Here is a 26,187-nt window from a genome sequence, read left to right on the forward strand (position 1 = left end):
GATCAAAACTCTTTTAGCCAATCAAAAATCAACCAGTTTTCGGGAATCCACCCCTGATCTAATGCATAAAACAAGGCGACGAACAACAAGGCGGCAATAACAATAAGCCAGCCCCAAGAACGGGGTGCTGTATCAGAATATAAAGGCATATCGGTATCACTCCAGTCCGCGCCTTTGCGTACATCTCTATTTACACTGCTGGGGGGGCGTGAGCCTTGATTTGCAGCCTCTAGCATGTCTAACAGGACGTTTTCATCGGTTTCTAAATAACGCGCATAGCTTTGCACCATCCAGCGCAAAGGCACTCCACTAGGCAAGGCCGCCCAGTCTTCTTGCTCTAAAGCTTTCAGCTGTAATACGGAGTATTTAATACGAGCGGACACATCGTTATAACTTAAACCGCGTGCTTGGCGTAACTCGGCGACAAAAACACCTATCTGACTGGATGGATTGGAGGGGGTAGACTCTAGCTCTGCACTAGAGGGAGATGAACTCATGCTCGCTCCGGTTGAATCATTATGGTTCCCTGCTGAGGTAGGCGTTCGCGAATACGGGTACGGTCTCGAATATCACCCGCTAACTGACCACAAGCGGCGTCAATATCGTCACCGCGCGTTTTACGTACTGTAGTTACCACACCACCATCTTGTAGACGTTGGGCAAAATCACGCACCACATTTTGTGGTGAACGTTTTAAGCCTGATTGAGGGAAAGGGTTAAAAGGAATAAGGTTGAATTTACACCGCACCTGCTTAGCAATTTCAAGTAACTGCGCAGCATGCTCAGGCTGGTCATTAATACCATCGAGCATAATATATTCAAAAGTGATGAAATCACGAGGCGCATGCTGCAAATAATTATTACATGATGCAATTAACTCGCGTAAAGGATGTTTGCGGTTTAAAGGCACTAATTGATCGCGCAGCTCATCATTAGGCGCATGCAGTGAGACCGCTAATGCCACCGGGCAGTCTCGCGCTAAACGGTCCATCATGGGTACTACCCCGGAGGTAGAAACTGTGACACGCCTTCTGGATAAGCCATAAGCATTATCGTCCAGCATTAAGCGCAATGACGTGAGAACCTGATCGTAATTTAACAATGGCTCACCCATGCCCATAAACACCACGTTAGTCACATAACGGTCATCAATAATGGGCTGAGGATTATCACCTACTCGTGCTGCGGTTGGGTCCTTACGAAGCTCATCACGAGCGAACCACAACTGGCCTATAATTTCTGCGGCAGTTAAATTACGATTAAAGCCTTGGTAGCCCGTAGAACAAAATGGACACGCCACGGTACACCCTGCTTGGCTAGATATACATAAAGTGCCGCGCTCCTCTTCGGGAATATACACGGCCTCTACGGAATTATTTTGGCCTACATCAAATAGCCACTTACGGGTTCCGTCCGCAGAGCGTTGCTCAAGATGCGCGCTAGGGGCGCAAATTGAGCAACGCTCTGCCAACTGCTCTCTAAAGCCACGCGCCAAATCGGTCATGGCCTCGAAATCAGCCTCCCCCCGTTGGTGAATCCAACGTTGAAGCTGCTTAGCGCGAAAAGGCTTGTTTCCCCATTGGGCAACAAGCTCTATTAGCTGTTCGGGCGTGTAACCCATGATATTCGTACGAGTTTCTGACATAATGATTTGATGTGCTTTGAGAGCAATTAGGAATTAGCGGCTGTGAACTTCTGTTTCAGCAAAGAAATAGGCAATTTCAGCAGCAGCTGTTTCAGGTGCATCGGATCCGTGTACGGCATTGGCATCAATGCTTTCAGCAAAATCTGCACGAATGGTACCGGCTTCGGCTTCTTTGGGGTTTGTGGCCCCCATGAGCTCACGGTTTTTAGCGATAGCGTTTTCGCCCTCTAGCACTTGTACAAATACCGGACCGGAGATCATGAACTCCACTAGATCGTTAAAGAAAGGACGCTCTTTGTGTACGGCGTAGAAACCTTCAGCTTCAGCGCGTGATAGCTGCACTAAACGGGCCGCAGCAATAGTTAGACCAGCTGCCTCGAAGCGGGCAACAATTTGACCGATAGCGTTTTTAGCAACCGCATCAGGTTTAATAATAGATAGAGTACGTTCAATAGCCATGTAAAATCCTAGTATAAACAAAAATGGTGTTGTGATTGCCTCAGGCATCACAACAATGACAAAACGGGTTTGATATTTTTTACTTAGCCAAGTATTTTAACATGCCTACAGCTTCGTGCTGCACGTTAAGATATTGCTTTTCAACTTATAATTTTTAAATGACCAATTCTTCCAACACCACCCAACTCGATCAGCTTGCAAAAAGCTTTGAACCGCAAGATATTGAAAACCAGCGTTATGCTCAGTGGGAGCAAGCTGGCCTTTTTTCTAGTGGCCAGCATGTAACGGCTGCAGATGGTTCTAGTTCGCCTTTTGTCATCCAGTGCCCCCCACCTAATGTCACGGGCACGCTACATATGGGTCACGCCTTTAACCAAACCATTATGGATGGTTTAGCGCGCTACCATCGCATGAAAGGCTATGATACGGCATTTATTCCTGGCACAGACCACGCTGGCATTGCCACGCAAATTGTGGTGGAACGCCAGCTAGAAGAACAAAACGTTTCCCGCCATGATTTAGGCCGTGAACGCTTTGTGGAAAAAGTGTGGGAATGGAAAGAAGAGTCCGGCAATGCCATTACCCAACAAGTCCGCCGCCTAGGCTCATCGTGTGACTGGGAGCGTGAATATTTCACCATGGATAAAAACCTGAGCCGTGGCGTAGCGGAAAGCTTTGTGCGCCTCTACGAGCAAGGGTTAATTTATCGTGGTAAGCGTTTGGTTAACTGGGACCCAGTACTAGGTACGGCAGTATCCGACTTAGAAGTGGAAAGCACCGAAGAGCAAGGCCATCTTTGGGAGATTCGCTACCCCTTAACGGAAGCCAGCGGCGACTTAACGCACTTGGTAGTCGCCACCACTCGTCCTGAAACCATGTTGGGTGATGTGGCCTTAATGGTACACCCTGAAGACGAGCGTTACAAACATCTGATTGGTAAAACCGCCACCCTACCCCTAGTAGGCCGGGAGATACCTATTATTGCTGATGATTACGTAGATCAAGAATTTGGTACTGGCGTAGTAAAAGTCACACCTGCCCATGATTTTAATGACTATGCCGTAGGCGAGCGCCATGGCTTAGAGAAAATCAGCATTCTGAGTTTAGATGCCAAAATCAATGACAATGCGCCTGAGAAATACCGAGGCATGGATAGATTCGATGCGCGTAAACAAATCGTCACAGACTTAGAAGCCATCGATGCCCTGCAAAGCATTAAACCCCACACTTTAATGGTGCCACGGGGCGATCGCACTAATACGGTGATTGAACCCATGCTGACAGACCAGTGGTTTGTGGCTATGAGTAAACCGGCTCCTGCAGACAGTTTAAATCCAGGCAAAAGCATTACCGAAGTGGCCTTAGAGGTAGTAGCGAATGGCCAAGTTAAATTTGTACCGGAAAACTGGACCACCACTTACAATCAGTGGCTGAACAACATTCAGGACTGGTGTATTTCCCGTCAACTGTGGTGGGGGCATCAAATCCCTGCCTGGTACGCAGAAAACGGTGAAATCATTGTGGCGCGTAATGAAGCTGAAGCTCAAGAAAAAGCCGCTGCCGCGGGTATTACTGGGCCACTGCGCCGCGATGAAGATGTCTTAGACACGTGGTTTTCTTCCGCCTTAGTGCCTTTTACCGATTTAGGCTGGCCAGAAAAAACACCTGATCTTGCCAAATATTTACCCTCCAGTGTGCTGGTAACTGGTTTTGATATTATTTTCTTCTGGGTAGCCCGTATGGTGATGATGAGTATGCACATGACCGGCCAAATCCCTTTCCATACCGTTTATGTACACGGCTTAGTGTGCGATATGGAAGGCAAGAAAATGAGTAAGTCACGCGGTAACACCATTGACCCCGTGGATCTAATTGATGGCATTGACCTTGAAGGCTTGGTGAAAAAACGCACCTTTGGGCTCATGAATCCCAGACAAGCTGACAGTATTGCTAAACAAACGCGCAAAGATTTCCCAGATGGCATACCCATGTACGGCACAGACGCCTTGCGCTTTACCATGGCCGCTTATGCCACCTTAGGGCGCAATATCAACTTCGATTTAAAGCGTTGTGAAGGTTACCGTAATTTTAACAATAAATTATGGAACGCTACGCGTTACGTGTTAATGAATACCGAAGCCCAGCAGCCATTCATGCAGCCGTGTGCTGCCACGCAGTTTTCTGCTGCTGATAACTGGATTCGCAGCCAACTACAACGTTTAATTCAATCCGTAGAACGCAACTTTGCCGAATATCGTTTTGATAATATTGCTAATGCTATTTATCACTTTGTTTGGGATGAGTACTGCGACTGGTATTTGGAAATGGCAAAGGTGCAGCTGCAACAAGGCAATGCGGCCCAACAGCTCGCCACACGCCGCACCTTACTGGAAGTTTTAGAAACCGTACTGCGTTTAGCGCACCCTATTATTCCTTTTATTACCGAGGAATTATGGCAAAAGGTTTCTATTGTTGCCGCCAAGCGCTCTGAGGGTGAAGAAGTCAGCATCAGCGTACAACCTTATCCTACCGCGCAATTACATCGCCTAGACGAAGACGCCGAAAAGCAAGTCTCGGAACTTAAAGCCCAAGTGGTTGCCATTCGCGCTCTACGTAGTGAAATGGGCTTACAGCCCGCCGAACGTGTACCGCTACTAGCGCAAGGTAACACCGAAATGCTGCAGCGCAACACTCCTTACCTCAAAGCCTTAGCCAAGCTTGCTGAAGTGGAATTGCACGAAGCCCTACCCGATTTAGGTGCGCCAGTACAAGTGGTAGGCACCACTCAGCTGATGCTGCATGTAGAAATTGACGTGGAGGCCGAAACCGCCCGCTTAAACAAAGAGATTGAGCGTTTAAACGGTGAAATCGCCAAAGCCACCGGCAAGCTCAGCAACGCTGGCTTCGTAGAACGCGCACCTGCGGCGGTAGTAGAGCAAGAGCGTGAACGTCTGGCTGGTTTTACGCAGACCCTGGAGAAGGTGGAGCAGCAGTTGGCCCGCCTGTAGGTATTGGGCCATGCCCAATACATGGGGGCACAGGCAATACTCCGGCGGGTGGTTCGATGATTAGATCGGGCGTGGCCCGATCTCTACGGGGGAGTTGGTTGCGGTGGTGGCGCTATCACCAGTAGGTATTGGGCCATGCCCAATACTCACCCTTCTTTGCCCTTTAATCACCTAAAAACTCTATAAGTAAAACCCCTGACTTGCCAGTCGGTTAGTGATAGCGGTACTTTGAATTTGAATGACTAAAATCAAAAATTTAATTTCATAGGACGCACACAGAATGCATTATTCTGCACTAAAGAAAACCGCTCTTGCTCTCAGCATAATTCTAACCAGTTCAGTGGCTTTTTCAATAAATGCCTCTACTACCAATCTAGATCCTGTATCACCTACATCTGTGGAAATTAAAAGAGATTCATACGGTGTACCACATGTTTTTGCGGATAATACTTATGGATTATTTTATGGGTATGGATATGCAGTAGCACAAGACAGACTATTTCAAATAGATATGTCACGCCGATCATTTACCGGCAGAACTGCTGAAGTACTAGGAGCAGGAGATAATAATGAATATTTAAATTATGATATTTCCGTACGGAAAAACTTCACGCCCGCCTCCATTCAAAAACAAATTAATGCTTTAACTGAAGATGAGCTCGCCATCTTTGAAGGATATGCAGCCGGTTTTAATGCTTACCTAGAAAAAGTAAAGCAAAACCCAAATTTACTGCCTAAGGAATATATAGACTTCGACTTTGACCCTACCCCCTTAACTAGTTTTGATGTGATTATGATTTGGGTAGGTTCAATGGCAAACCGTTTCTCCGATATTAACCTTGAAGTTAGTGCCTTACATTTACTGCAAGACTTGGAAAAACAACACGGCAAAGAAAAAGGGCAAGCTATTTTTAATGAGCTACGTTGGATTAATGATCCTAAATCCCCTACCACAGTGCCTGCTTCTAGCCCTCTATCTCTGCAAAATCACACAGTCCACTCAATATCTTTAGCCGAAGTTTCAAATACGGCTCTAGAAAAAATACAAGTTAGACAGCAACAATCTTGGGGAGGCTTAGGTCCTGACTTTTCACCTAAGGCCAGTAACTTATGGGCAACCCAACCTCATCGAGTTAAAGAAAACGCCACCATCTTAATTAATGGTCCACAATTTGGCTGGTATAATCCGAGCTACACGTACGGCATTGGATTGCATGGTGCAGGGTTTAATGTAGTTGGAAATACACCATTTGCATATCCCATTATTTTATTTGGCACAAATAGCAACATCGCTTGGGGTGCTACTGCAGGCCCCCAAGATGTAGTTGATATTTATCAAGAGCAATTACATCCGACTAATAACCATCAGTATTTCTTCGAGGGTAAATACCACCCTATGCAAGAACGTAAAGAACGCATACATGTTCGGGGCCAAGATGAAGACACTATTATTTCCGTCTGGAGTACCTCACACGGCTTGATCACGGATTTTGATGAAGAAAATCAAGTTGCCTATAGTAAAAAACGTAGCTGGGATGGTTACGAGGTGCAATCCTTATTAGCCTGGTTAAATGTAGCAAAAGCTCAAAACTGGGATGATTTCTTAACTCAAGCAGAAAAGATGGCTATCACCATTAACTGGTACTACGCTGACAAAAATGGCAATATTGGCTATGTATCACCGGGCTACTTACCTAAAAGACCTGTCAATCAAGATATACGCATTCCCGCCAAAGGTGATGGCTCTATGGAGTGGGAAGGTATACTAGATTTTGAAGCCATTCCTAAGGCCTACAATCCGAACCAAGGTTACTTAAGTAATTGGAATAATAAACCTAGTCCAGATAAAACAAATACCGATACCTATTTTTGGTCCTACGGCGATAGAGTTAATGAATTAAACGTACAGTACGATGAAAAAGAACAGTTCAGTCTAAAAGAATTATGGGATTTTAATAAAACAGCCTCATACCAAGATGTAAACTGGCGTTATTTTTCTCCCCATCTAGAAAAAGTACAATCACAACTCCCACGCACTAGTCCCGCCTATGCCATGACCGAAAAACTAATAAGTTGGGATGGCTCCGAAACCGATAAAAAAGGCAATAATGCCGATGCAGGTAGAGTGATTTTCAAAACATGGTTAGAAGAGATGTATCAACTTCTATTAGCTCCCATAATACCTAAAGCACATCAACCGGCTTACACCCAAACTGGCTTTATGACAGCAGAAGGCCCTAACCCGGGCTCAACCAACTTAAGCATGGGAACTAAGGTGTTACTACGTGCTTTAGACCTAGAAGCTAACCCTGAGCCCGGTCGTTACTCTATATTTGAAGATACTAACCCTTTAGACGCTATGCAGCTTGCTCTAGAAAACACTTATGCTCGCCTAAGTAAAGAACAAGGTGAAGAGATTAGCGCATGGACTCTACCAACCTCTGTGCACCGTTTTAACTCAAACATGTTTACGGGTACCCCGCAAACCATTAAAAACAATACGTTCGAATTCACAGGTTATCAAAACCGAGGTACAGAAAATAACCGTATTGTTTTTACAAAGAATGCCGTTGAATTTTGTGATGCAATGCCTCCCGGGCAAAGTGGCTTCATAGGCCGCGATGGAAAACGGAGTCCTCATTATGAAGATCAACTAAAAATGTATGAGAATTTTGAATGTAAAAACGTCGCCACAGAGCTTGATGTTATTAATCAAGAAATGACTGAACATACTATTTTAATAATAAAAAATTAAACCATGCTGGGAATATTAGGTATTGCCTGATATTTATATTTTCAACCCCGCCAAAAACGCCTCATCCCACTTAGTCAACAAGCCCTTTTTACGGGCTTTATGAATTAAGTCAGGACGGCGTTGGGCCGTGAGACGTAAGGATTGTTCACGGCGCCAGCGGTCTATGTTTTTGTGATTGCCAGATTTTAAAACACCAGGAATGGCTTGATTTTTATAGACTTCGGGACGTGTGTAATGCGGACTATCTAAGAGGCCGTCTAGGCCTGTATGAAAAGAATCAAAAGTGGCAGAGTGTTTATCATTAAGCACTCCTGGCAATAAGCGTACCACGCTATCAATGATAGCCAAGGCAGCGATTTCGCCACCTGATAATACAAAATCACCTATAGACACCTCATGCGTAACACGGGCGTCTATGAAACGTTGATCTATGCCTTCATAACGGCCACAAATAATTACAGCCCCTTCCCCTTCCGCCCACTCTTGAGCCATAGCTTGATTAAAGCGACGGCCTGTGGGGCTCATTAATACTACGGGCAGATCAGAAGCGGTACCACGAGCTGCTAAGGCTTCATCTAAGGCAGCATCTAGCGGCTCAGCTAACATCACCATACCGGGACCACCCCCATAAGGACGGCCATCTACCGTACGGTGCGTATCATGCGTGTAATCGCGAGGGTTCCAGCAGTGTAAATCCCAGATGCCTTTATGGCGCGCACGCGCATTGATCCCATTATCAATAAAGGGAGCAAACATCTCAGGAAATAGAGTGAGTACGTCGAAACGCATTAATTAAATAAACTTAAGCGTTATCTACAGGCCAAGAGCTATGAATCAGTTTGGCATCGGTATCTACGCTATGCACATAAGCTTCTACAAAGGGCACCATTTCTACTATGGGCCTCTCTTTAGTATCAGAATGCGCGACAAACTGGGCCTGATCGTTTAGAGAACCGGTGTGTAATTCGAGCACGGCGTGAGCACCATTATCAAATACATTAACCACTTTCCCTACCAACACGGACTGGCCATTATGGTCACCATACAACAAGCAGTCAATCAAATCGACCCAGTAATGCTCGTCTTCGTCAGCGGCAGGAAAATCCGCACGCGAAACCCAAACAGTATGCGCTTTAAGCTTTTCGGCTGGATCACGATTATCAAAACCCTGAAACAGCGCTACAACAGTAGCACTGTGAGGACGGGAATTAACAACCGTATATAACTGCGCCGGAGCAGTTTTTAAGCTACGTGACCTGTTGGGAGGTACGGGAGCTCGGAGCCACCAGTTTTTAGCAGTGAGTAAAACGTCGGCCTCGGCAGAGTAAGGTTGCACCTTAACCCAACCGCGTAAACCATAGGCAGACAGCACACGTCCCACCTCGATAAGATCATCGGGGAATTCTATGCTGTGCTCTGGTATGGACATGATGACGCTTTAACCTCTGATAACGAACTAATTAATTAAGCAGCAGCAGCTTGAGCTTTAGTATGCTCTTTAACTAAACGTGCTACAGCAGGAGAAAGCTGAGCACCGTTATCTACCCAGTATTGGATACGGTCTAATTGTAGACGCAGGTTTTCTTGGCCTTCGCCACCTACAGGATTGTAGAAACCTAAACGCTCGATGAAGCGACCATCGCGACGGACGCTAGAATCGGCGGCTACTACAGTATAAAATGGACGCTTCTTGGAGCCACCACGGGCTAGGCGAACTATCACCATTGATAATCCCTTCCTTAAAAGATAATTATATAAATAGATTAAACAGCAAACGAAACATTTTACCACTAAGACGCGCTTAGCGGAAACTGTTAACCTATTTTACACAATTTGCGCAACAAATAGGCAACAGTTTCAAAAGCAGGAACTCAACGACGACGTAAATAATGAATTAAGGCGTCATTATGGGGGTGCTGGGCCAATAAGGTATTACCTGTTTGCTCAGCAAACGCATAGAAGTCATCTTTAGCGTGGGCATCGGTGGTGATGACTTTTACCACCTGCCCGCTTTGCAGTGTAGCTAAGGCTTTTTTAGTGCGCAGTATAGGCATAGGACATGTGAGGCCACTGGCATCTACTTCGGCATCAAAAGAGATTTCTTTTGTCATGGCATTATCCTTAGTTATCTTCAAGTTTAGATTCAACCCACGGCTGTACGGACTGTAAAGCCGCAGCTAATGCCGACTCATCTGAGCCGCCACCCATAGCCATATCAGGTCTGCCGCCCCCTTTACCCCCCACTTGACCAGCAACCAAACCCACTAATTCTCCAGCTTTAATGCCAGGATTTAAGTCTTTGGTCACACCAGCGACTAAGCTGATTTTGCCGTCTTTGGTCGTAGCCAATAGCACCACGGCGGATTGCAGCTTATCTTTTAGTTGATCAACGGTGGTACGTAGCGATTTTGGATCTGCCCCTGACACATTGGTTGCCAACAATTTAACTCCACCTGTGAGCTCTAGCGCTTGAGCGGCTAAATCTTGACCTGCAGAGGAGGCCAGTTTGTCTTTAAGCTGATCGCGCTCCCGCTCTAGCTCACGCAGTTGTGTTTGCAATTGAGTTAAGCGATCAGTGATTTTTTCAGGCTGAGTACGCAAAGCGGCCGCAGCTTGCTGTAATGTTTTCTCGTGCTCTTGCACCCATTTCAAGGCATTTTCACCAGTAATGGCTTCTACACGGCGTACGCCAGCGGCTACACCGCCTTCGGAAACAATTTTAAATAAACCAATGTCTCCGGTGCGCTGTACGTGCGTTCCACCACATAATTCACGGGAAAAGCCAATGTCTAATACACGAACCTCGTCTTCGTATTTCTCACCAAACAAAGCCACAGCACCGCCTGTTATTGCTGCGTCGTACGACATATGCTGTGTTGCCACCGGCTGATTGGCTAATACTTCCGCATTAACAATGTGTTCAACTTGTGCTATTTGCTCTGCACTCATCGCGCCATCGTGAGTGAAATCAAAACGGGTTTTTTCAGCATCCACCAGTGAACCACGCTGTTGTACGTGATCTCCTAATACCTCTCGTAAAGCTTTATGCATAAGGTGAGTGGCGGAGTGATTACGAATGGTGTGCTGACGATGCGTTTTATCCACTTCGGCGTTAACGGCAGTACCTACAGACAAGGTGCCCGCCTCTACGGTGCCTTGATGACCAAATACATTAGGTTGTATTTTTTGCGTATCAGCTACCACAAAACGAGCCTCAGAGCTGCTAAGGTGACCCGTATCGCCCACTTGCCCACCGGATTCAGCGTAGAAGGGAGTCACATCTAACACCACTACGGCTTCTTGACCGGCTGCAACCGTATCTACGGCCGAACCATCCACATATAAAGCGGTGATAGTCGCTTGACTGCTTAAGTGCTCATAGCCTTCGAACTGTGTTTCTACGCCTTCATAGCGTAAATCAGCAGCCACTTTAAATTTGCCAGAGGCTCTAGCCATTTCACGCTGACGATTCATGGCTTGCTCAAAGCCATCAAGATCTACCTCTACATCGCGCTCCCTACAAATATCTGCCGTTAAATCTACGGGAAAACCGTAAGTGTCGTACAAAGTGAATAAAGTCTGACCATCTAAAACCCCTTTAGCAGGTAATGCGGCTAAAGCAGATTCTAAAATTTTCATGCCGTGCTCAAGAGTCTCACGGAAACGCGCTTCTTCTTGCTGCAAAATTTGCTCAATACGGGCTTGGTTTTGTACTAGCTCAGGGTAAGCGTCACCCATCTCTTGTGCTAAGGCAGCCACTAATTGATAAAAAAACGAGTTATTTTGCCCTAAATTATACCCATGACGTAGGGCTCTACGCACAATACGGCGCAACACATAACCTCGGCCTTCATTGCTAGGAATAACACCATCAATAATTAAAAAAGCACAGGCACGAATGTGATCCGCAATCACCTTTAAAGAATCATGAGTAAGGTCTGTGGTGTTTGTGGCCTTAGCGGCTGCTTTTATAAGATGCTGAAAGAGATCAATCTCATAATTAGAATGCACTTGCTGTAATACAGCGGCCACACGCTCTAAACCCATACCAGTATCTACACAGGGCTTAGGAAGCGGATGCAAGGTGCCATCTGCATCGCGGTCATATTGCATAAAAACCAAGTTCCAGATTTCTATGTATCTGTCACCATCTTCTTCGGCTGAACCTGGCACACCACCCCAAACGCTAGGGCCATGGTCATAAAAAATTTCAGAGCTAGGGCCACACGGACCCGTATCGGCCATTTGCCAGAAGTTATCAGACTGGTAACGCCCGCCCTTATCGCCAATGCGAATAATACGTTCAGCTGGCACACCTATTTGCTGATGCCAGATATCAAAGGCTTCATCGTCTTCTATATAAACCGTGACCCACAACTTTTCTGCAGGCAGACCATACACTTGCGTTAAAAGCTCCCACGCATATTTTATGGCATCTTCTTTGAAATAATCACCAAAGCTAAAATTACCTAGCATTTCAAAAAAGGTATGATGGCGCGCCGTATAGCCCACGTTTTCTAAGTCATTGTGTTTACCTCCAGCGCGTACGCAACGCTGTGAAGAGGTGGCACGCTGATACGGTCGGCTTTCTTTGCCCGTAAACACATCTTTAAATTGCACCATGCCCGCATTAGTAAATAACAACGTGGGATCATTAGTAGGAATTAAAGAAGAAGAGGGCACAATTTCATGGCCGCGCTCTTGGAAAAAAGATAAGTACTTCTGACGAATTTCGGATGTTTTCATTGACAGCAGAGCGAGAAAAATAAGTAATAGCTTATTATAGTAACTGTTGTCTTAAATACCTAACTTTCTCAATACATGCCGTCTCATTGCCACGACTTTGTCCAGCTCAACATCCATATAACTGTAAAGTAGCACGCGTCTCAACGGGATAAATATCAAGCAAGCGGCTTTTAGTACCGGCATTACAAGCACAGACTTTAGTAATAGGATTACGCCCTACACAGCTTCTGTTGCTGGGGGTACTTTCAAGAGATAAAAAATACCCGCCAGCATGGAGAGGAAGGCTTTTACCCCATAAGAGCTCAAACATTCGCCTTAGGGTTAAAGGCTCCACTATAGCGAGCTCTGGCTCTAGATCTACACTCTGAGCTGCCGCACGAATCCACTTTCCTTCTTCACAAACTAATAAGCCTTGTTTGTCATCACCCCGGGTAACTGCACCAACAGGAGCACAGCTGGTATTGGGGCTTTCCGTATGGGGTAACAATAAATAGCGCCCCGCAGAGAGATCCTGATCGGAATGAATATTGCCCGCAGCATCTAGATCTGTTTGGAAATGAGGGTTTGTATCAGGGTCCAGTTGCGCATAAGCGGCCGTTTCAGAGCTGGTACTTGCTAAAAGCGCTACCGTTCCTACAGGCAATGTCTGGCCAAAGTTATGAGCGCTGTTTTCCAAATGTAGCCGCCCCCCACTCAACCAACCACTATGTTGCGGACTCACTATAAGCCCTTCGCCTGCGGTTTTCTGACGCCAGTGTGCCACAACCTCAGCGTTAAATGTGCCTTTTTTATTGAGTAAAGGCTGCTCTGTATAAATCACCCCATGCACATGACAAGCACCTTCGGAGCACGGCTCTTCCTGCAACAAACGGATAACAACCTTATTTTTTTCAGGATAGGCAGCGGATAAAAAACCTTCCGCTTTTAAATCACTTACGGTCACCGTCAGATTTATACCCTCTGTTGTGATTAACTCCTTATGAGCATCTAAATAATGCTGCACACCTTTTTGCACTCCTAACATCCAACTAGCGAGTTCTTCGGTTTGTAGTTTATCTGCCCGTTTCTGCAGATACGACACACTACCCGCAGCGATCAATATGAGTAAAAATAAAGCAATGGTGACTTCTAGCAATAGAGAGCCGTGCTGTTTGTGCATGAGGTTTTCCTTTTTATATGCTCAGCAAGCTAAGCCACAATAAACTCAAAGGTATTTACATCTCCTTTTTTGCACTGCTGTCTGGTATTTATAGCGCTATAAGAAATAGTGTCATCTTTCACATAAACCTCTTCCACCTTAATGCTGCTCGCTACTCGCTGTAACACTGAGGCTAAACCCGGGCAAGCTGAATGGTGCACCTTATCAAAGGTTATTTTTAACTGCGAACCCTCCTCTTGGGCCGTTAAGACCACTTCACCATTTTTACCTAAACCATGCAAAATACGGGTAGAGTTATTTTGACTATCCACATTAAACACCGTTGAGTCATCGAGTTGATCAATAAAATATTGATTGTTCACTGAGTTATAGGGCTTTTCTTCAAAAACAGGGGTGTTTACCGTATGGCTTACCACAAAACGAGCCACTCCTTCCCCCACTTTAGGAACTCTATTTTCAATTACAAAGCCATTTATAGCCGGAATGCCAATAATGGCGAGTAACAACACAATGGCACTTACCACTGACACTTCTATAAGCGATAATCCGCGCTGTTTACGGTTTTTATCTACAGCAATCATTACTTTCTCCTCAAAACTAGCCATCTATTAATAATTCGTTAATTTGCATACATCATCAATAAAGCTTGTCTTAATTCATCAATCACCACATAGTGCCAACCTCCTATTAGCAGTAATGCTGTTACACAACCTAATAAAACAACCCAACGCCACACTTGTGCCTGTAGCGGTAAGCGCCTAGCTAACACCGCATGCAAACGCAAGGTGGTTAAATGCAAAGCTTTAGTTAAACCTTGGCTCAGCTCCATATCAGCTAAAAACCACACTAAATCTTTAGTCAGTAAGCCCACATCAAAGCTGTAAGCTCCTGTTTCACCCTGCATAATTTTTTTCTGTATGTGTTCTAAGTGATGACGTAACCAAGGGTTGGGACTAGTTTGCATAAGCTGCAAGGCTTGCGCTAAGCGAAGCTGCTGCGAGGCGTTTTGTAGTAATAAGCTCAGCAGCACCAGCATGCGTAACGCCTGTAATGATTTATAACTTCGCCATGGCTCCAACACATCTAAATAACGACGCCAACGTCCGCTATAACGTGATAGCGAAACCACTATTAAAAATAGTAATAAAACCAGGCTTAGCACTATCCAAAGACCATAGTGCTGCGTGAACTGTGACCAGGAAAATAATCGCTGGGCATGTGGCCCATACAACTCTTCCGGTACGGCATAAAAAGTTTGTTGTAGCTGCGGTACCGTAAACCAAGGTATTAAAAACAACATGGCTGATAATAAAATCACCGCAAAAATCACTGGCCAAAAAAGTTGTACCAATAAGCCTTTAAATTGTTTTTGTTCTTCTAATTGTTGCGCTAAGGTATTTAATGCTTGCAATAAAGCTTGGTCACCATGATCTTGGCTAATTTTTATTAACAACCACGCATCCGCGCTCAATACATGTCGCAAAGTAAGTGCTAAATTACCGCCATTTTGTTGATATTGGCTTAGCCAATACGCGGCAAGCCGCCCCCTATAATGACGACGACCATAACGTTGCGCATCGGCAGCAAATATAGAGCGCACCGTGTATTGACCTTGGGTGCCTTGTAAAAGCTGACTAACATAAAGAAAATAATCAGCCTGCTGCTTTTTAAACTCCCACTCATCAAAAAAACGCAAGATTTTTGCGCCATAATTACGCATCTAAACTCTCCAGATGTAGGGTTTTCCAAACTGGCGTACTAAATAGGGAGAAATAAGCTTCTACATCAAAAGGATCTATCAAGCCCCGCATGCTTTGCGCCAAAGCACTACTACGAATATCGGGCCACTTGGCCTCATCTAATACCTGCTGCAGCTGAGATTGTTGTCTAAGACTGGACAAATAATTTGGCACCCGTGCTGGGTCTAATATCTCGGCACAAACAATGCGCCCTTGCCAGCCGCGCAACTCGCTCACTTCTGCTTGAGCGCATTGCCCACACCCATACGGATTTCGTATCCGCATACCCTCTACGCCCTGCCGGCCTACTAATTGCTCTAATCGCTCTAACCACTGCTGAACTGTGCACCCCTTGTACAAATGCAAGCTCACATAAGCAGGAAAAGCACGCATAGACAACAAAGGCAACGCACAATGCGTACATAATTTAGGTAACAAACACTGATGCACTATTAACCGCAGCACTCCCGGTGCAGCTAATAAGTCCATAGACACGGCAATAAAATCGGAATTAAGACGGGCAGGCACCAAACAGGCACTATTTGCATGCACCGTGGTGTAAAGACGCACACCAGAGGACGATAAATCAGTAAAAGCTCTGCCCGTTTCCACATCACGTATCTCCCCTAAAAGCACATCGCTCATAGCAGAACGTTTTAAGGCTCTGAGCTTAGTGGCAAAGGCATCATGCGAAGTCTGGTTTAGATCACGACTCAGTGACACCTGCACCGCATTGGGTATGAGGTACTCAACGGGGTCTTCAATACTGATCACCTTTCTCCAGGCAGGCAAAGAGGAAACCAAAGAAGCCAAAGTGGTAGATTTACCGGAGCCTACTGCTCCAGAAAAAATAATGGCACCGCCATCGCTGGAGGCAGCCTGTTGTAATAACCGCTGCTGGGCGGGTAAATAACCCAATTGCTCTAAAGTGGGTAAGGCTTGGCTGGCGTCACGTCGCAATATACGTAAACACACACTAGGCCCAAACTCAGCCGCTAAAGCTCCCCAGCGCAACATAATGGCTTGACCTGCAATGTCACAAGACAGACTGCCTTGTTGTTCTTTATAAGGATCAAAAACCGCTCCATTCCCACCCCGTATATTCATCCATGCCACTGACAACATATCTTGTAAAAACTGCGTACTAATGCCTTGATATTTCAAAGGACAAATATAACGACCCGCTATAGAGAATCGCACCTCTGACAATTCTTTTTCTATAAAGATATTTAGATGTATATCACTGGCTTGATTTTGTACTCCCCACTGCACAATATCTAAAAATGCATTAAATAAATCCGCCTGTGACCAAGGGGCGGCATGACTCACCCCTAACCGCCCTATCGCATTGACATGAAGCGTCGGATCGCGTATGAGCTCAAGCAATAAAGTCACGCTTAATATGTATCGGGCAGGTTGAGCTAAAACATAACCTTGAGACTGAATACGCACTGCCAAGGCTTGTATGGCATCCCCAACGGCTTGTTCCGCTACGGCAAAAATCGCCACACTTTGATCTGCCAAAAGCACAGGGCATAATCGGCTAGCTGATTCGCCTAAATTAAACTCATATGCCAGCACCTGTTGTAATGCCGGCTGCAATCGTTGAATATCTTGCTGACTGCTTATGTGTAATGGTTGCTCGCCTAAATCCAATGGCCTAGTTAATACCGGTTGGGGTTCTTTTAAACGGGTGATAAATCGTTTTAGCATTAAAAACTCCTTATTTTCTTAGGGTGATACGCACGCATCAAAATGCTGTTCTTTATGCGCCAAACGCACACAACGACTTGATATTTCCAAAAGCCGTAATTGACTACGGCCTTGAGGATCTCCCATAGGCCAGCTTTGCCCTCGTAGATATAAATATCTTTCCCCTCTAAAACTCACCTCCGCGATCAAACGTGGACCTACGCCATACACCGCACGCAGTTCTAAATCAGGTCCAACATAACTTGGCACCTTGGATGTCTTAACTGGTGTCGTTTTGGCAGTTTTTGGTGTTTGCAATAGTTGATTTTCCGCAGCAATAAGATCGCGTACTAATTGTTGCTGTTCGACTAAGCTCTGCGCGTTATGTATCTCTGCTTGCAACGGCATCAGGCTGTACAAAAAAAGGCTTACTCCCAGCCCAAACCTTAACCCTTGTTGCCTATATGGCTTAATCTCGTACATAAATCACCCCCCGCACACTGGCTTGTAAAGCACTGCTTTTTAATGAGGCTTGGCGCTGTGGTTGATGCGTTAAAGACACCTGCTGCCAATGCAGCGCCTCGTCTAAATCCACCAATAATGGCAAAGAACGTAAAGGCCCCTCAAAACGTAAAACTTGAGAGAAAATAGGCGTATATTGACTCTGCGCTGGAATGGTTGAGACCACCATAGCCGGCTCAGCTAGGGTCAACGTGTTAAAAGCTGGGCGTATAGGCTGCAACTGACTTAACAACTGCAAACGCACTTGTTCAGCACTACGCCATCCACCTCTAGCACTGAGAAAATCAATGCGATTTTCTAATACAACCGACTGCATAGTGACTTCTTTGATTTGCCAGTTTTCTGGAAGTAGTGACTCGATTTGCATGGCAGTTGCTTGATGATTCATGGCACCATAGTGCACCTGACATGCCCAGTGCTCAGCTGCCTTTCTCACCTCACAATTAACTCGTTGCAACTGCCAATCCTGTAACTGTAAAGGGATTTTCTCCCAACTTAAAAGTAGTTGCCTTAGGGCATCTTTGCCATTAGTTTGTAGTTTTTTTTGCTGCCAAACCAGCAAATAAGGATCCACCTTTGGCTCAGCGGCTACCGCCACAGGAGTAGGTTCAATTCGCCACCAATACAATGCCCCTAAAGCGACGCAAAATAGAAATAAAGGGCGCCAAGATAGGGTTCTTACTGGATGCAAAGTCGCTTTTTGTAAAGCATGGGTAGCAATCAAAGCGAGAAAGTCTGCTAAAGCACTCACTTGCTCAGCGTAAGAGAGCTCAGGGTACTGTTGCGCCAAAGAATGTAATGCCGCTTGCGCGGCTTTTTCATCATCAAACAACACATCACCCAAACTCATGGGTGTGCCCTCATGCACCACTGCTAACCAATACAAGCCTTCATTGAGTTGATAAATGCTGGCATGCCAGCCCTTAGGATATAAAAAGGCATAGCACACTGCCGCAGCATAAATGGGCGTCTTATTAGGTCTGCAACTATAAGACAAGCCTAAACTCATAAAAGTCTGACCCGCTATCACCCATGATTTAGCTTTTTGGCGTTTCGTAACTAGCTTAATGTGCTGAGGCTTAACTTGGCCAGATATAGGCTGCCATTTCAAGCCAAAAATCAGATGCTGAGACCCAAAGTCATAGATTTTCTCCTGCAACATTAAAACCCCTCCTCAACTTGTGCGGTGATAATGATTAAGGTGCGTAAATGCTGTTGCTTAATACTGTTGCCGCCCCCAAAAAACAAAGGCATACCCGGGTTTAAACGGCGCTCGTTGCTTTCTTGTTCATTACGATCAAAACCAGAGATAACCAAAGGCTGACCAGGGCGTAACAATACCTGTTGTACTGTTCCCGAGCCCTCAATGGTGACTTGCTGTACCTGCATACCTTGCTCAGAGCTACCTACTGTTAGGCTTTTTAAGGGTTGAGCAATGGTGTTGTCGTACGCCACTGACAACAGCACCTGTCCGTCATCTTGTATATCAGGAACTAAGGTCAACACCGAGCCTACTGTTTCTTCTTTTTGACTTAAACTGACTGCATTAGTGGTAATACCCGTACCCGAGGTATAAGGAGTGGTTTCTACCTTATCTACATAACTAAATGTGGTACGTAAGGCGTGGGTAACAGGACGACGATTCAAACTCATTACAGGCATGCTGTGTCTACGTACTACTTTTGCTACCTCACCTATAGCTTTCATAAAAGCTTCAGTCTGGCTAAATGGCCCTTGTTGAATGGTGGCTCCTACTTGCTGCAGCGCAGTACTTCCTATACCTCCTATAGTCGCTGATGCTGCCACCCGGGCGCTATTAAAGATAATATTCCAGTCCAGATTTAGCTCAGCTTGGCTACTTGCGGCCAAAGTCACCTCTTCAAACACTAAACGCACGCGCCGAGTTAGGGCTTGATTTTCCCGCTGAATAAAGCGTTCTATTTGCTCTAATACATAAGGCGTATCACTCACCACGATGGTATTGCTGCCACCTGCCTGTGCCACCACGCGTCCCGCTTGTGTCATAAACAATGACAAACGCTCTTTTAAATTACCTAATTCATCACTGACTTTTTGTTGTAACTGTGTACCCGATTGACTCTCAAAACCTCCTTGAGCCTCTTTGGGAGTGCTGCCTACGCTGGCGTGACTAGAAGCCTCTAAAGACAAGGCTCGTACTTGGAAGGAGCGTGTTTCTATTTTATAAAAATCAAGGAATTCGCCTTCATACCGCCAATACACATCAAAAAAAGCACTGATTTTATCTAAACTTTTAGACAACGCTTCCGGTGGACCGGCTAAACGCAGCCGTCTTTGATTAAGTTGCGTATTAATTATTGAACTACTGTCTGCGTTAGCTCTGGGTAAAAAGGCTTCTGCTGCTAATAAGGCCTCTGGCTGCACCCGCACGGGAATTTGAGTGGCAAGAGTAATTCGCTCGGCAATTTCATCTAACAATAACCCTTGACCTTGAAACATGAGCGTAGTGGCCACACTCGCCTGTAAGGCAGGAGGTAAGCGCACTTCTTTAGCCAAAGGCAGAGCTCCACCCACTACCCAAGGCTGTGCTATTTCTTGAACCGGTATACGGGCTGGGTTTGTTGTGCGTTCAGCAAAATGCTGTTGAATTTGTGTTGTTTTTTGTACTTCTTGTTTATAGCCCTCGCGCATTTGCAAAATTTGATCCGTCAGCTGACAAGCCCCTAAATTCAATGTGCACACCAAAACAAGCAATAATCGATAAGCCATAGCACTAGCCTTGCGATAGATAAGAAGTGGCAGCCGCCGGGTCACAATGCTGTGCTAATGGAATCACCCGCATCACTTTATTGCTATATAAACACGCCTGCAAAGGTCTAGCACCTAAGGCCGTACTGCGCATCAGTTGGGTTACAGCATCATTGAAATCAGCACTAAATAAAGCCGAGGACACAATGGGCAAATCTATTTCAACTTCCCAATGTTGATCATTAAACACCCAGCCTTCACGCTGTGCCCAACGTTTTAAAGCTTGGCGCATCGTGCCATCATCAGGTGCTACACCATATTTCAGTTCATTGAGCTCCAAGGCAAAGCTTTGGACTGACTCAGGGATGACTTCAATTAATTCTTCTTCTAAGGCTTCTTCTGTATTTAAAGGCGTTTGCAAGGCAGAAGATAAAATAGGCGCCTGATAGAACGCTTTAGCTTCTAAGGCAGCTCCTCTAAAAAGTAGCTCATGCCAATTGCCCTTAATCACTACATAGGGCTCAGCGTGTTTATAACTGAGAGGAATTTGACGACCTTTATCTACTGCGAAAATAGCAGGAATTGCTTGAGCTACCTCAAACTGTAACCACAGCTGATCATTTGTACTAAAGATCTGTAAGGGCGCCACTTCACGCGCTCCCGATAAACGCCAATTAAAATCAAACTGTTCAGCACTTTCTTGATGAGTACGCATAAATGAAAATGTCTGTGCCCAGGAATGCGTATGCTCACACCCACTCAGTAATAAACTTAACGCCGTTGCCAGCAATAATGCTTTTCCCATGCCTACCTCCAAAAAAAATAGCACTCAATCCATCTGAGTGCTATCTTGCAGGTATTAGGCAGGTCTGCCTAGATTGTATTTATACGCGGATTTTTTTATCCTACGAAGGCTATGTTATTTTTGTTGCATCAATTTATTCGCTTCCGTAGCTGCAGTTTTAAGCGCCGTCACCGCGGGCTGATTACCTTCTAAGGCTCGGGTTAAGGTGTTATTAAAAACTGCGCGGATTTGATGATAATTATTTACCTTAAAACCACGTGTTGTACTTTCAGGCTTTTGACCATACACCGCCACTAAATCTCGCCACTGGCCTAGATGCTTATAGTATCCTGCATCAGTCGCATTAAAAGCCTCATGCGTTAAAGGTAAAAAACCCGTCTGCTGATACCATTTAGCGGCATTATTGGTTTGAGCTAACCAACTCATAAATGCCACACTGGCCTTATCTTGCTCAGCGCTATGTCCTTTAGTAAGCCATAAACCCGACCCACTTACAAAGGGGTTACCAGGAGTTTTTGTGATTTGAGGGTAGTAAGGAATACCACTGACCGCAAAATCCAGTTTTTTATGTGATTCGAAATCGCCTAAATTGCCTGAATTAGACAAAAAGACCGCACATTCACCATTCGCAAACCGCTTAGGGGACTGAGGGCCCATGGAAGGATGCACCATAATTTCGCTACGCACCCAACTAATCATAGTAGATAAATGGCGAATATACATGATGTCAAAGTCAAACCCAGCAGGGGCGCCTTTACCTGTACCGGGATAAAACTGTTTGTTTACAGCGGCTAAGTTTTCTAAATTAATAGAAACGGGCTGGTCTGAGGTTAGAGGACAATAACGCGTGCCGTTATTGGCAATAGTCACTAGCTGATCCTGTAGCTCATACCATGATCTAGAGGGTTGCTCAGGTTTTAAGCCAGCTTTTTTAAATGCCTCAATGTTGTAATACATCACAGGAATTTCTGCCATAAAAGGCAAGGCAACTAATTGTCCTTTGCTGTTATGCATGAAATTATTATCAGCTGGCAAAAACCATTTCACATTTTTAATGGGATCTTTGGCTAAAGCCTGATTTAGAGGCCAGACATAAGGACGTGTAGCTACATCATCTAAACCTGACACCTCCGGCAGCTGCACAATATTTGGACGTTCTTTATCGGGCGTTAAACTTAAGGTAGCATCTAAGTCTTCATTGCTATCAAAGGCACGCGCTTGTACACGTACTCCTTCTTTATTTTCTTTATTAAACGCCTTAACCAGTTCCTCAAATACTTGTTTATTATGATTGTTAAGGCTATACCAAACTTGAATATCCGTGGCTGACCAAGCGGTAGATGAAAATGCCACCCCAGCTAATGTGGCTAATAAGGTGCGCCCTACACGTTTAGGCGTCAATAAAGAGGATGTATTCATAAGCCCTTCATGTAAAAAATGGAATTTAATTATGAAATTATGCACTATAGTACAACGGTTTATCGTTGTACTACGAGATTTATCACAAGTTGACGCACTTTTTTAAGTGGCTGCAAGGTCTGCTTCTGAAGTAAAGGCATCGGCGTAAAATACCGCCTCATCTAAGCCACACTGCGCTACAAAATCTCGCTGTGCATTTTCAACCATGGCAGGTGCTCCACACGCATACACCTCAAAACCAGACAAATCTGGCAGATCTTCCATCACGGCGTGATGCACAAAACCGGTGCGTCCCGTCCAGCTGTCTTCGGCTAAAGCATCTGATACCACTGGTACAAAACTAAAGTTAGGCAAGGTTTGGGCCCACTGCTCGGCTTGCTCCATCATATAAATATCTTTGGGTCTACGTCCGCCCCAATAAAAATGAATTTCACGCTGTATGTTCTGTGCTTGCATATGTTCAATAATCGCCTTAATGGGCGCAAATCCCGTGCCACTGGCTAAGAAAACCAATGGTTTATTACTCTCTTCTCGTAAAAAGAAAGAACCCATGGGCCCTTCAGTACGTAGCATAGCCCGCTCTTTCATGGCAGGCTCTGTAGCACCAAACACATAATCAGTAAAGGCACCACCAGGCAAATGACGAATATGCAATTCAATCTGGTTGTTTTCATGAGGGGGATTTGCCATAGAGTAACTGCGCTTACGGCCATCTTTTAGAATTACATCTATGTAATGGCCGGCATAATAATTTACCGGCTGACTTGCTGGCAGTTGTAACACCAAACGCATCACATCATCCGTTAAAGCATCCATCTGTATCACTCTAGCGGGCATCTTGCGCACTTGAATGTCTGTGACTAAACGAGCTTGTGGTGACTCAATCCGCATATCTGATGTAGGACAGGCTTGGCACATTAAAGTGTAGCCTTCTTCTAACTCATGCTGCTCTAAAATATGCTCAGGTGCTTCACCTGCCTCATACTCACCCGTTAACACCTTACCTTTACACGTAGAGCAACCACCCCCTCTGCAGCTATAAGGCAACATCACATCAGCGGCAAGCGCTGCATCCAGGACATTTTGGCCAGGCTCTACTTCAAAGCTTAAGCCTGATGGTTCCACAACAACTTTAAAACTCATTTTCTTATTCCACTTCTATAATTGCCGCCGTTAATACGGCTTGGGTTATTTTACGTTCCAGCGCTTTACCTTTACGCGCACGTCTGCCTTTGTAGTTTTCTAAAAGGCTGCCTTTAAGCTCCCAATCAATTTGACGACGTCTGTTGATGCCAGAGATCACAAACCCCACTTCACTACTGGTAGCCCATTGACTGAGCGTATCACCCTCATCTAAATCCATTAATTTTGTACCACGCCCACCACCGCTTAGCTCACGCAGCTCGGAGAGTTCTATGACTAAAAAACGCCCTTTAGCGCTTAATAGAGCCAATAAGGTATGCGTAGGATCCACATAGCAAGGTTTTAGCAAAGTGTCTTGATCCGTTAGTCTTATAAATTGCTTACCTGCTCGTTGACGTGTAGACATGTCTTTAAGCTGGGTGATAAAACCATAGCCGCTTTGGGCCCCTAACAACAGTTTTTGTTGGGGTGCGCCCGCCACCAAATGGCTAACAGTGGTACCGCTATTAATTTCAGCTAAAGCCGTAATAGGTTGGCCATCGCCACGCGCTGAAGGTAAATCAGCTGCAGGTACAGTATAAACGCGGCCATCATCCCCTAAAGCAATAAGCTCATCAGTACTACGACATTCCCGAGCGTCGTAATAACTGTCCCCACTTTTGAAATGGATTTGTTGAGCGTCATGGCCATGACCTTGGCGTCTGCGTAGCCAGCCTTGTTGCGACATAATAATAGTTATGGGTTCATCCACGACACGGCTTTCTAAGATGGCACGCTCAGCCTCTTGAATTAACGTACGACGTGCATCGGCGAACTGTTTAGTATCGCTTTCTATTTCTTTTATGAGTAAGCGCTTAAAGGCGGCTTTACTTTTAAGCAGTCTTTCTAATGCGGCTTGCTCTTTGCGCTGCTTGACTAACTCTTGCTCAATTTTAAAACCTTCTAAACGTGCTAACTGGCGTAGGCGCATTTCTAAAATGTCTTCTGCCTGACGCTCAGACAGAATAAAGCGCTCCATGATGGCCTCTTTAGGCTCATCCGCATCACGAATAGTTTGTATGACCGCATCCACATCTAAATAGACGGTCATACGCCCTTCGAGCACATGAATACGATCATTTACCTTATCTAAACGAAACTGACTACGTTTACGTACCGTTTCTGCTCTAAAAACCAACCACTCTTCCAGCATTTGCCGCAAAGTACGTTGCCCAGGACGACCATCTATACCAATACTTACTAAGTTTAGACTTACGTTACCCTCCATACTGGTTTGCGCGAGTAAAGTAGTAATGAACTCACCCCTATCGATGCGACTAGACTTAGGTTCAAACACCAAACGGATAGGGTCATCCTTACCGGATTCATCTCGTACCGTATCCAATAGACCAAGCAATAAGGCACGCGTCTGCTGCTGCTCTGCCGTAAGTACTTTACGGCCAGCGCGTATACGCGGATTAGTTTTTTCTTCGATCTCTTCGAGTATTTTTTGTGTGGACGCGCCCGGCGGTAACTCATTGACTACTAATTGCCACTGCCCACGTGCTAGCTCTTCAATTTCCCAACGTGCTCGTACTTTAATGGAGCCTCTACCCTGACTATATACTTGCTGAATTTCAGAAGCAGAAGAAATAATCTGCCCGCCCCCCGGAAAATCAGGCCCTTGTATGCAATCATAAAGCGCAGCATCCTCAACATTAGGATCCTCTAGTAGCGCAATACAAGCGGCAGCCACTTCGCCCAAATTATGCGGTGGTATTTCAGTAGCCATCCCTACCGCAATACCTGAGGCGCCATTAAGCAAAGCAATAGGTAAACGCGCTGGTAACAGCACCGGTTCTTTTTGAGAACCGTCGTAGTTGGCTTCAAAATCCACCGTACCTTCGTTTAACTCACCTAATAGTAAATTAGCAAATGGCGTTAAACGCGCCTCGGTATAGCGCATAGCTGCTGCATTATCACCATCTCTAGAACCAAAGTTTCCTTGACCTTCTACTAGGGGATACCGCAGTACAAAACTTTGCGCCATACGTACCATAGCGTCATAAGCTGCCTGATCACCGTGTGGGTGATATTTACCTAACACATCACCCACCACACGTGCCGATTTAACCGGTTTAGCACCAGCCGCTAAGCCCATGGCGTTCATGGCATATAAAATACGACGCTGTACCGGTTTTTGACCGTCTGTCACATCAGGTAAAGCACGCCCTTTAACAACTGAAACAGCATAGTCTAAATAGGCCTGTTCTGCATATTGCCCTAAGGTGATGACGTCATCATCAGTCGGGTCTGTTATAGCGGATGCCTCTTGGACACCCGATGCAAACAAATGAGATTGCATTGTTATTTCCTGCAGTAAAAAGTA

The 26,187-nt window shown here is 45.4% G+C and carries 21 protein-coding genes; 2 read left to right on the forward strand and 19 right to left on the reverse strand.

Annotated features, from left to right (window positions below; genetic code table 11):
• Positions 1-2: 2 nt before the first annotated feature.
• Genes AC2UZJ_RS01040 through ndk form a run of 3 tightly spaced genes read right to left on the reverse strand, consistent with a single transcriptional unit; the run spans position 3 to position 2,104 of the window.
• Entirely contained in the window at positions 3-497 is a 495-nt protein-coding gene (locus tag AC2UZJ_RS01040; protein ID WP_486948262.1) for a helix-turn-helix domain-containing protein, read from the reverse strand.
• Positions 494-1,645: a dual-specificity RNA methyltransferase RlmN gene (gene rlmN / locus AC2UZJ_RS01045; protein WP_486948263.1), complete on the reverse strand. Its 1,152-nt coding sequence runs from the start codon at positions 1,643-1,645 to the stop codon at positions 494-496. The genes AC2UZJ_RS01040 and rlmN overlap by 4 nt, the downstream gene beginning before the upstream one ends.
• Positions 1,646-1,678: 33 nt before the next feature.
• Positions 1,679-2,104, reverse strand: coding sequence for a nucleoside-diphosphate kinase (ndk, locus tag AC2UZJ_RS01050; protein WP_486948264.1), 426 nt, complete (start codon positions 2,102-2,104; stop codon positions 1,679-1,681).
• Between the two features lie 158 nt (positions 2,105-2,262).
• Here ndk and AC2UZJ_RS01055 point away from each other — a divergent pair, with 158 nt between their 5' ends.
• Both AC2UZJ_RS01055 and AC2UZJ_RS01060 read left to right on the forward strand, forming a co-directional pair.
• Positions 2,263-5,112, forward strand: coding sequence for a valine--tRNA ligase (locus tag AC2UZJ_RS01055; protein WP_486948265.1), 2,850 nt, complete (start codon positions 2,263-2,265; stop codon positions 5,110-5,112).
• A gap of 280 nt (positions 5,113-5,392) precedes the next feature.
• Positions 5,393-7,867, forward strand: coding sequence for a penicillin acylase family protein (locus AC2UZJ_RS01060; RefSeq protein WP_486948266.1), 2,475 nt, complete (start codon positions 5,393-5,395; stop codon positions 7,865-7,867).
• Positions 7,868-7,900: 33 nt separating this feature from the next.
• Here the strand turns inward: AC2UZJ_RS01060 and trmD are convergent, their stop codons facing one another.
• From trmD to parC, 16 genes are all read right to left on the reverse strand, one after another.
• Positions 7,901-8,656 (reverse strand): tRNA (guanosine(37)-N1)-methyltransferase TrmD, encoded by a 756-nt coding sequence (trmD, locus tag AC2UZJ_RS01065; protein ID WP_486948267.1) that lies wholly within the window; start codon positions 8,654-8,656, stop codon positions 7,901-7,903.
• Between the two features lie 13 nt (positions 8,657-8,669).
• On the reverse strand, positions 8,670-9,296 hold the full coding sequence (gene rimM / locus AC2UZJ_RS01070) for a ribosome maturation factor RimM (protein ID WP_486948268.1): 627 nt from the start codon (positions 9,294-9,296) through the stop codon (positions 8,670-8,672).
• A gap of 35 nt (positions 9,297-9,331) precedes the next feature.
• Positions 9,332-9,592: a 30S ribosomal protein S16 gene (gene rpsP / locus AC2UZJ_RS01075; RefSeq protein WP_486948269.1), complete on the reverse strand. Its 261-nt coding sequence runs from the start codon at positions 9,590-9,592 to the stop codon at positions 9,332-9,334.
• A gap of 146 nt (positions 9,593-9,738) precedes the next feature.
• Complete coding sequence (locus tag AC2UZJ_RS01080) at positions 9,739-9,978, reverse strand: sulfurtransferase TusA family protein (protein WP_486948270.1); 240 nt, start codon at positions 9,976-9,978, stop codon at positions 9,739-9,741.
• 10 nt (positions 9,979-9,988) lie between these two features.
• On the reverse strand, positions 9,989-12,613 hold the full coding sequence (alaS, locus tag AC2UZJ_RS01085; RefSeq protein WP_486948271.1) for an alanine--tRNA ligase: 2,625 nt from the start codon (positions 12,611-12,613) through the stop codon (positions 9,989-9,991).
• A 106-nt stretch (positions 12,614-12,719) separates the two neighbouring features.
• Positions 12,720-13,772, reverse strand: a complete 1,053-nt coding sequence (locus AC2UZJ_RS01090) for a hypothetical protein (RefSeq protein ID WP_486948272.1) — start codon at positions 13,770-13,772, stop codon at positions 12,720-12,722.
• Positions 13,773-13,801: 29 nt separating this feature from the next.
• Positions 13,802-14,353 (reverse strand): type II secretion system protein, encoded by a 552-nt coding sequence (locus AC2UZJ_RS01095; protein ID WP_486948273.1) that lies wholly within the window; start codon positions 14,351-14,353, stop codon positions 13,802-13,804.
• Between the two features lie 38 nt (positions 14,354-14,391).
• Entirely contained in the window at positions 14,392-15,492 is a 1,101-nt protein-coding gene (locus AC2UZJ_RS01100) for a hypothetical protein (protein WP_486948274.1), read from the reverse strand.
• Positions 15,485-17,224 (reverse strand): ATPase, T2SS/T4P/T4SS family, encoded by a 1,740-nt coding sequence (locus AC2UZJ_RS01105; RefSeq protein ID WP_486948275.1) that lies wholly within the window; start codon positions 17,222-17,224, stop codon positions 15,485-15,487. Before AC2UZJ_RS01105 ends, AC2UZJ_RS01100 begins: the two co-directional genes overlap by 8 nt.
• An 18-nt stretch (positions 17,225-17,242) precedes the next feature.
• Positions 17,243-17,611, reverse strand: coding sequence for a hypothetical protein (locus AC2UZJ_RS01110; protein WP_486948276.1), 369 nt, complete (start codon positions 17,609-17,611; stop codon positions 17,243-17,245).
• Between the two features lie 61 nt (positions 17,612-17,672).
• A complete protein-coding gene (locus AC2UZJ_RS01115) occupies positions 17,673-18,887 on the reverse strand; it encodes a type IV pilus inner membrane component PilO (RefSeq protein WP_486948277.1) in 1,215 nt (404 codons plus the stop codon).
• Positions 18,887-20,473 (reverse strand): type II secretion system protein GspD, encoded by a 1,587-nt coding sequence (locus tag AC2UZJ_RS01120; protein WP_486948278.1) that lies wholly within the window; start codon positions 20,471-20,473, stop codon positions 18,887-18,889. The genes AC2UZJ_RS01115 and AC2UZJ_RS01120 overlap by 1 nt, the downstream gene beginning before the upstream one ends.
• A 4-nt stretch (positions 20,474-20,477) precedes the next feature.
• Positions 20,478-21,257 carry a TrbG/VirB9 family P-type conjugative transfer protein gene (locus tag AC2UZJ_RS01125; protein ID WP_486948279.1) on the reverse strand — a complete coding sequence of 260 codons (780 nt, stop codon included), beginning with the start codon at positions 21,255-21,257 and terminating at the stop codon, positions 20,478-20,480.
• 114 nt (positions 21,258-21,371) lie between these two features.
• Entirely contained in the window at positions 21,372-22,676 is a 1,305-nt protein-coding gene (locus tag AC2UZJ_RS01130) for an extracellular solute-binding protein (protein WP_486948280.1), read from the reverse strand.
• A 102-nt stretch (positions 22,677-22,778) separates the two neighbouring features.
• On the reverse strand, positions 22,779-23,819 hold the full coding sequence (locus AC2UZJ_RS01135; protein ID WP_486948281.1) for a CDP-6-deoxy-delta-3,4-glucoseen reductase: 1,041 nt from the start codon (positions 23,817-23,819) through the stop codon (positions 22,779-22,781).
• A 4-nt stretch (positions 23,820-23,823) separates the two neighbouring features.
• A complete protein-coding gene (parC, locus tag AC2UZJ_RS01140) occupies positions 23,824-26,163 on the reverse strand; it encodes a DNA topoisomerase IV subunit A (protein WP_486948282.1) in 2,340 nt (779 codons plus the stop codon).
• Between the last annotated feature and the right edge of the window lie 24 nt (positions 26,164-26,187).

This window comes from Paenalcaligenes sp. DL 309, from assembly GCF_057475285.1.

Coding starts and splice junctions, on each gene's coding strand:
- AC2UZJ_RS01125 (WP_486948279.1), bottom strand. CDS start 21,257: ATGGGAAAAGCATTATTGCTGGCAACGGCGTTAAGTTTATTACTGAGT.
- AC2UZJ_RS01060 (WP_486948266.1), top strand. CDS start 5,393: ATGCATTATTCTGCACTAAAGAAAACCGCTCTTGCTCTCAGCATAATT.
- AC2UZJ_RS01120 (WP_486948278.1), bottom strand. CDS start 20,473: ATGGCTTATCGATTATTGCTTGTTTTGGTGTGCACATTGAATTTAGGG.
- AC2UZJ_RS01105 (WP_486948275.1), bottom strand. CDS start 17,224: ATGCTAAAACGATTTATCACCCGTTTAAAAGAACCCCAACCGGTATTA.
- rimM (WP_486948268.1), bottom strand. CDS start 9,296: ATGTCCATACCAGAGCACAGCATAGAATTCCCCGATGATCTTATCGAG.
- AC2UZJ_RS01110 (WP_486948276.1), bottom strand. CDS start 17,611: ATGCCGTTGCAAGCAGAGATACATAACGCGCAGAGCTTAGTCGAACAG.
- alaS (WP_486948271.1), bottom strand. CDS start 12,613: ATGAAAACATCCGAAATTCGTCAGAAGTACTTATCTTTTTTCCAAGAG.
- AC2UZJ_RS01095 (WP_486948273.1), bottom strand. CDS start 14,353: ATGATTGCTGTAGATAAAAACCGTAAACAGCGCGGATTATCGCTTATA.
- rpsP (WP_486948269.1), bottom strand. CDS start 9,592: ATGGTGATAGTTCGCCTAGCCCGTGGTGGCTCCAAGAAGCGTCCATTT.
- AC2UZJ_RS01080 (WP_486948270.1), bottom strand. CDS start 9,978: ATGACAAAAGAAATCTCTTTTGATGCCGAAGTAGATGCCAGTGGCCTC.
- AC2UZJ_RS01040 (WP_486948262.1), bottom strand. CDS start 497: ATGAGTTCATCTCCCTCTAGTGCAGAGCTAGAGTCTACCCCCTCCAAT.
- AC2UZJ_RS01135 (WP_486948281.1), bottom strand. CDS start 23,819: ATGAGTTTTAAAGTTGTTGTGGAACCATCAGGCTTAAGCTTTGAAGTA.
- AC2UZJ_RS01090 (WP_486948272.1), bottom strand. CDS start 13,772: ATGCACAAACAGCACGGCTCTCTATTGCTAGAAGTCACCATTGCTTTA.
- ndk (WP_486948264.1), bottom strand. CDS start 2,104: ATGGCTATTGAACGTACTCTATCTATTATTAAACCTGATGCGGTTGCT.
- AC2UZJ_RS01055 (WP_486948265.1), top strand. CDS start 2,263: ATGACCAATTCTTCCAACACCACCCAACTCGATCAGCTTGCAAAAAGC.
- AC2UZJ_RS01130 (WP_486948280.1), bottom strand. CDS start 22,676: ATGAATACATCCTCTTTATTGACGCCTAAACGTGTAGGGCGCACCTTA.
- AC2UZJ_RS01115 (WP_486948277.1), bottom strand. CDS start 18,887: ATGTTGCAGGAGAAAATCTATGACTTTGGGTCTCAGCATCTGATTTTT.
- trmD (WP_486948267.1), bottom strand. CDS start 8,656: ATGCGTTTCGACGTACTCACTCTATTTCCTGAGATGTTTGCTCCCTTT.
- AC2UZJ_RS01100 (WP_486948274.1), bottom strand. CDS start 15,492: ATGCGTAATTATGGCGCAAAAATCTTGCGTTTTTTTGATGAGTGGGAG.
- rlmN (WP_486948263.1), bottom strand. CDS start 1,645: ATGTCAGAAACTCGTACGAATATCATGGGTTACACGCCCGAACAGCTA.
- parC (WP_486948282.1), bottom strand. CDS start 26,163: ATGCAATCTCATTTGTTTGCATCGGGTGTCCAAGAGGCATCCGCTATA.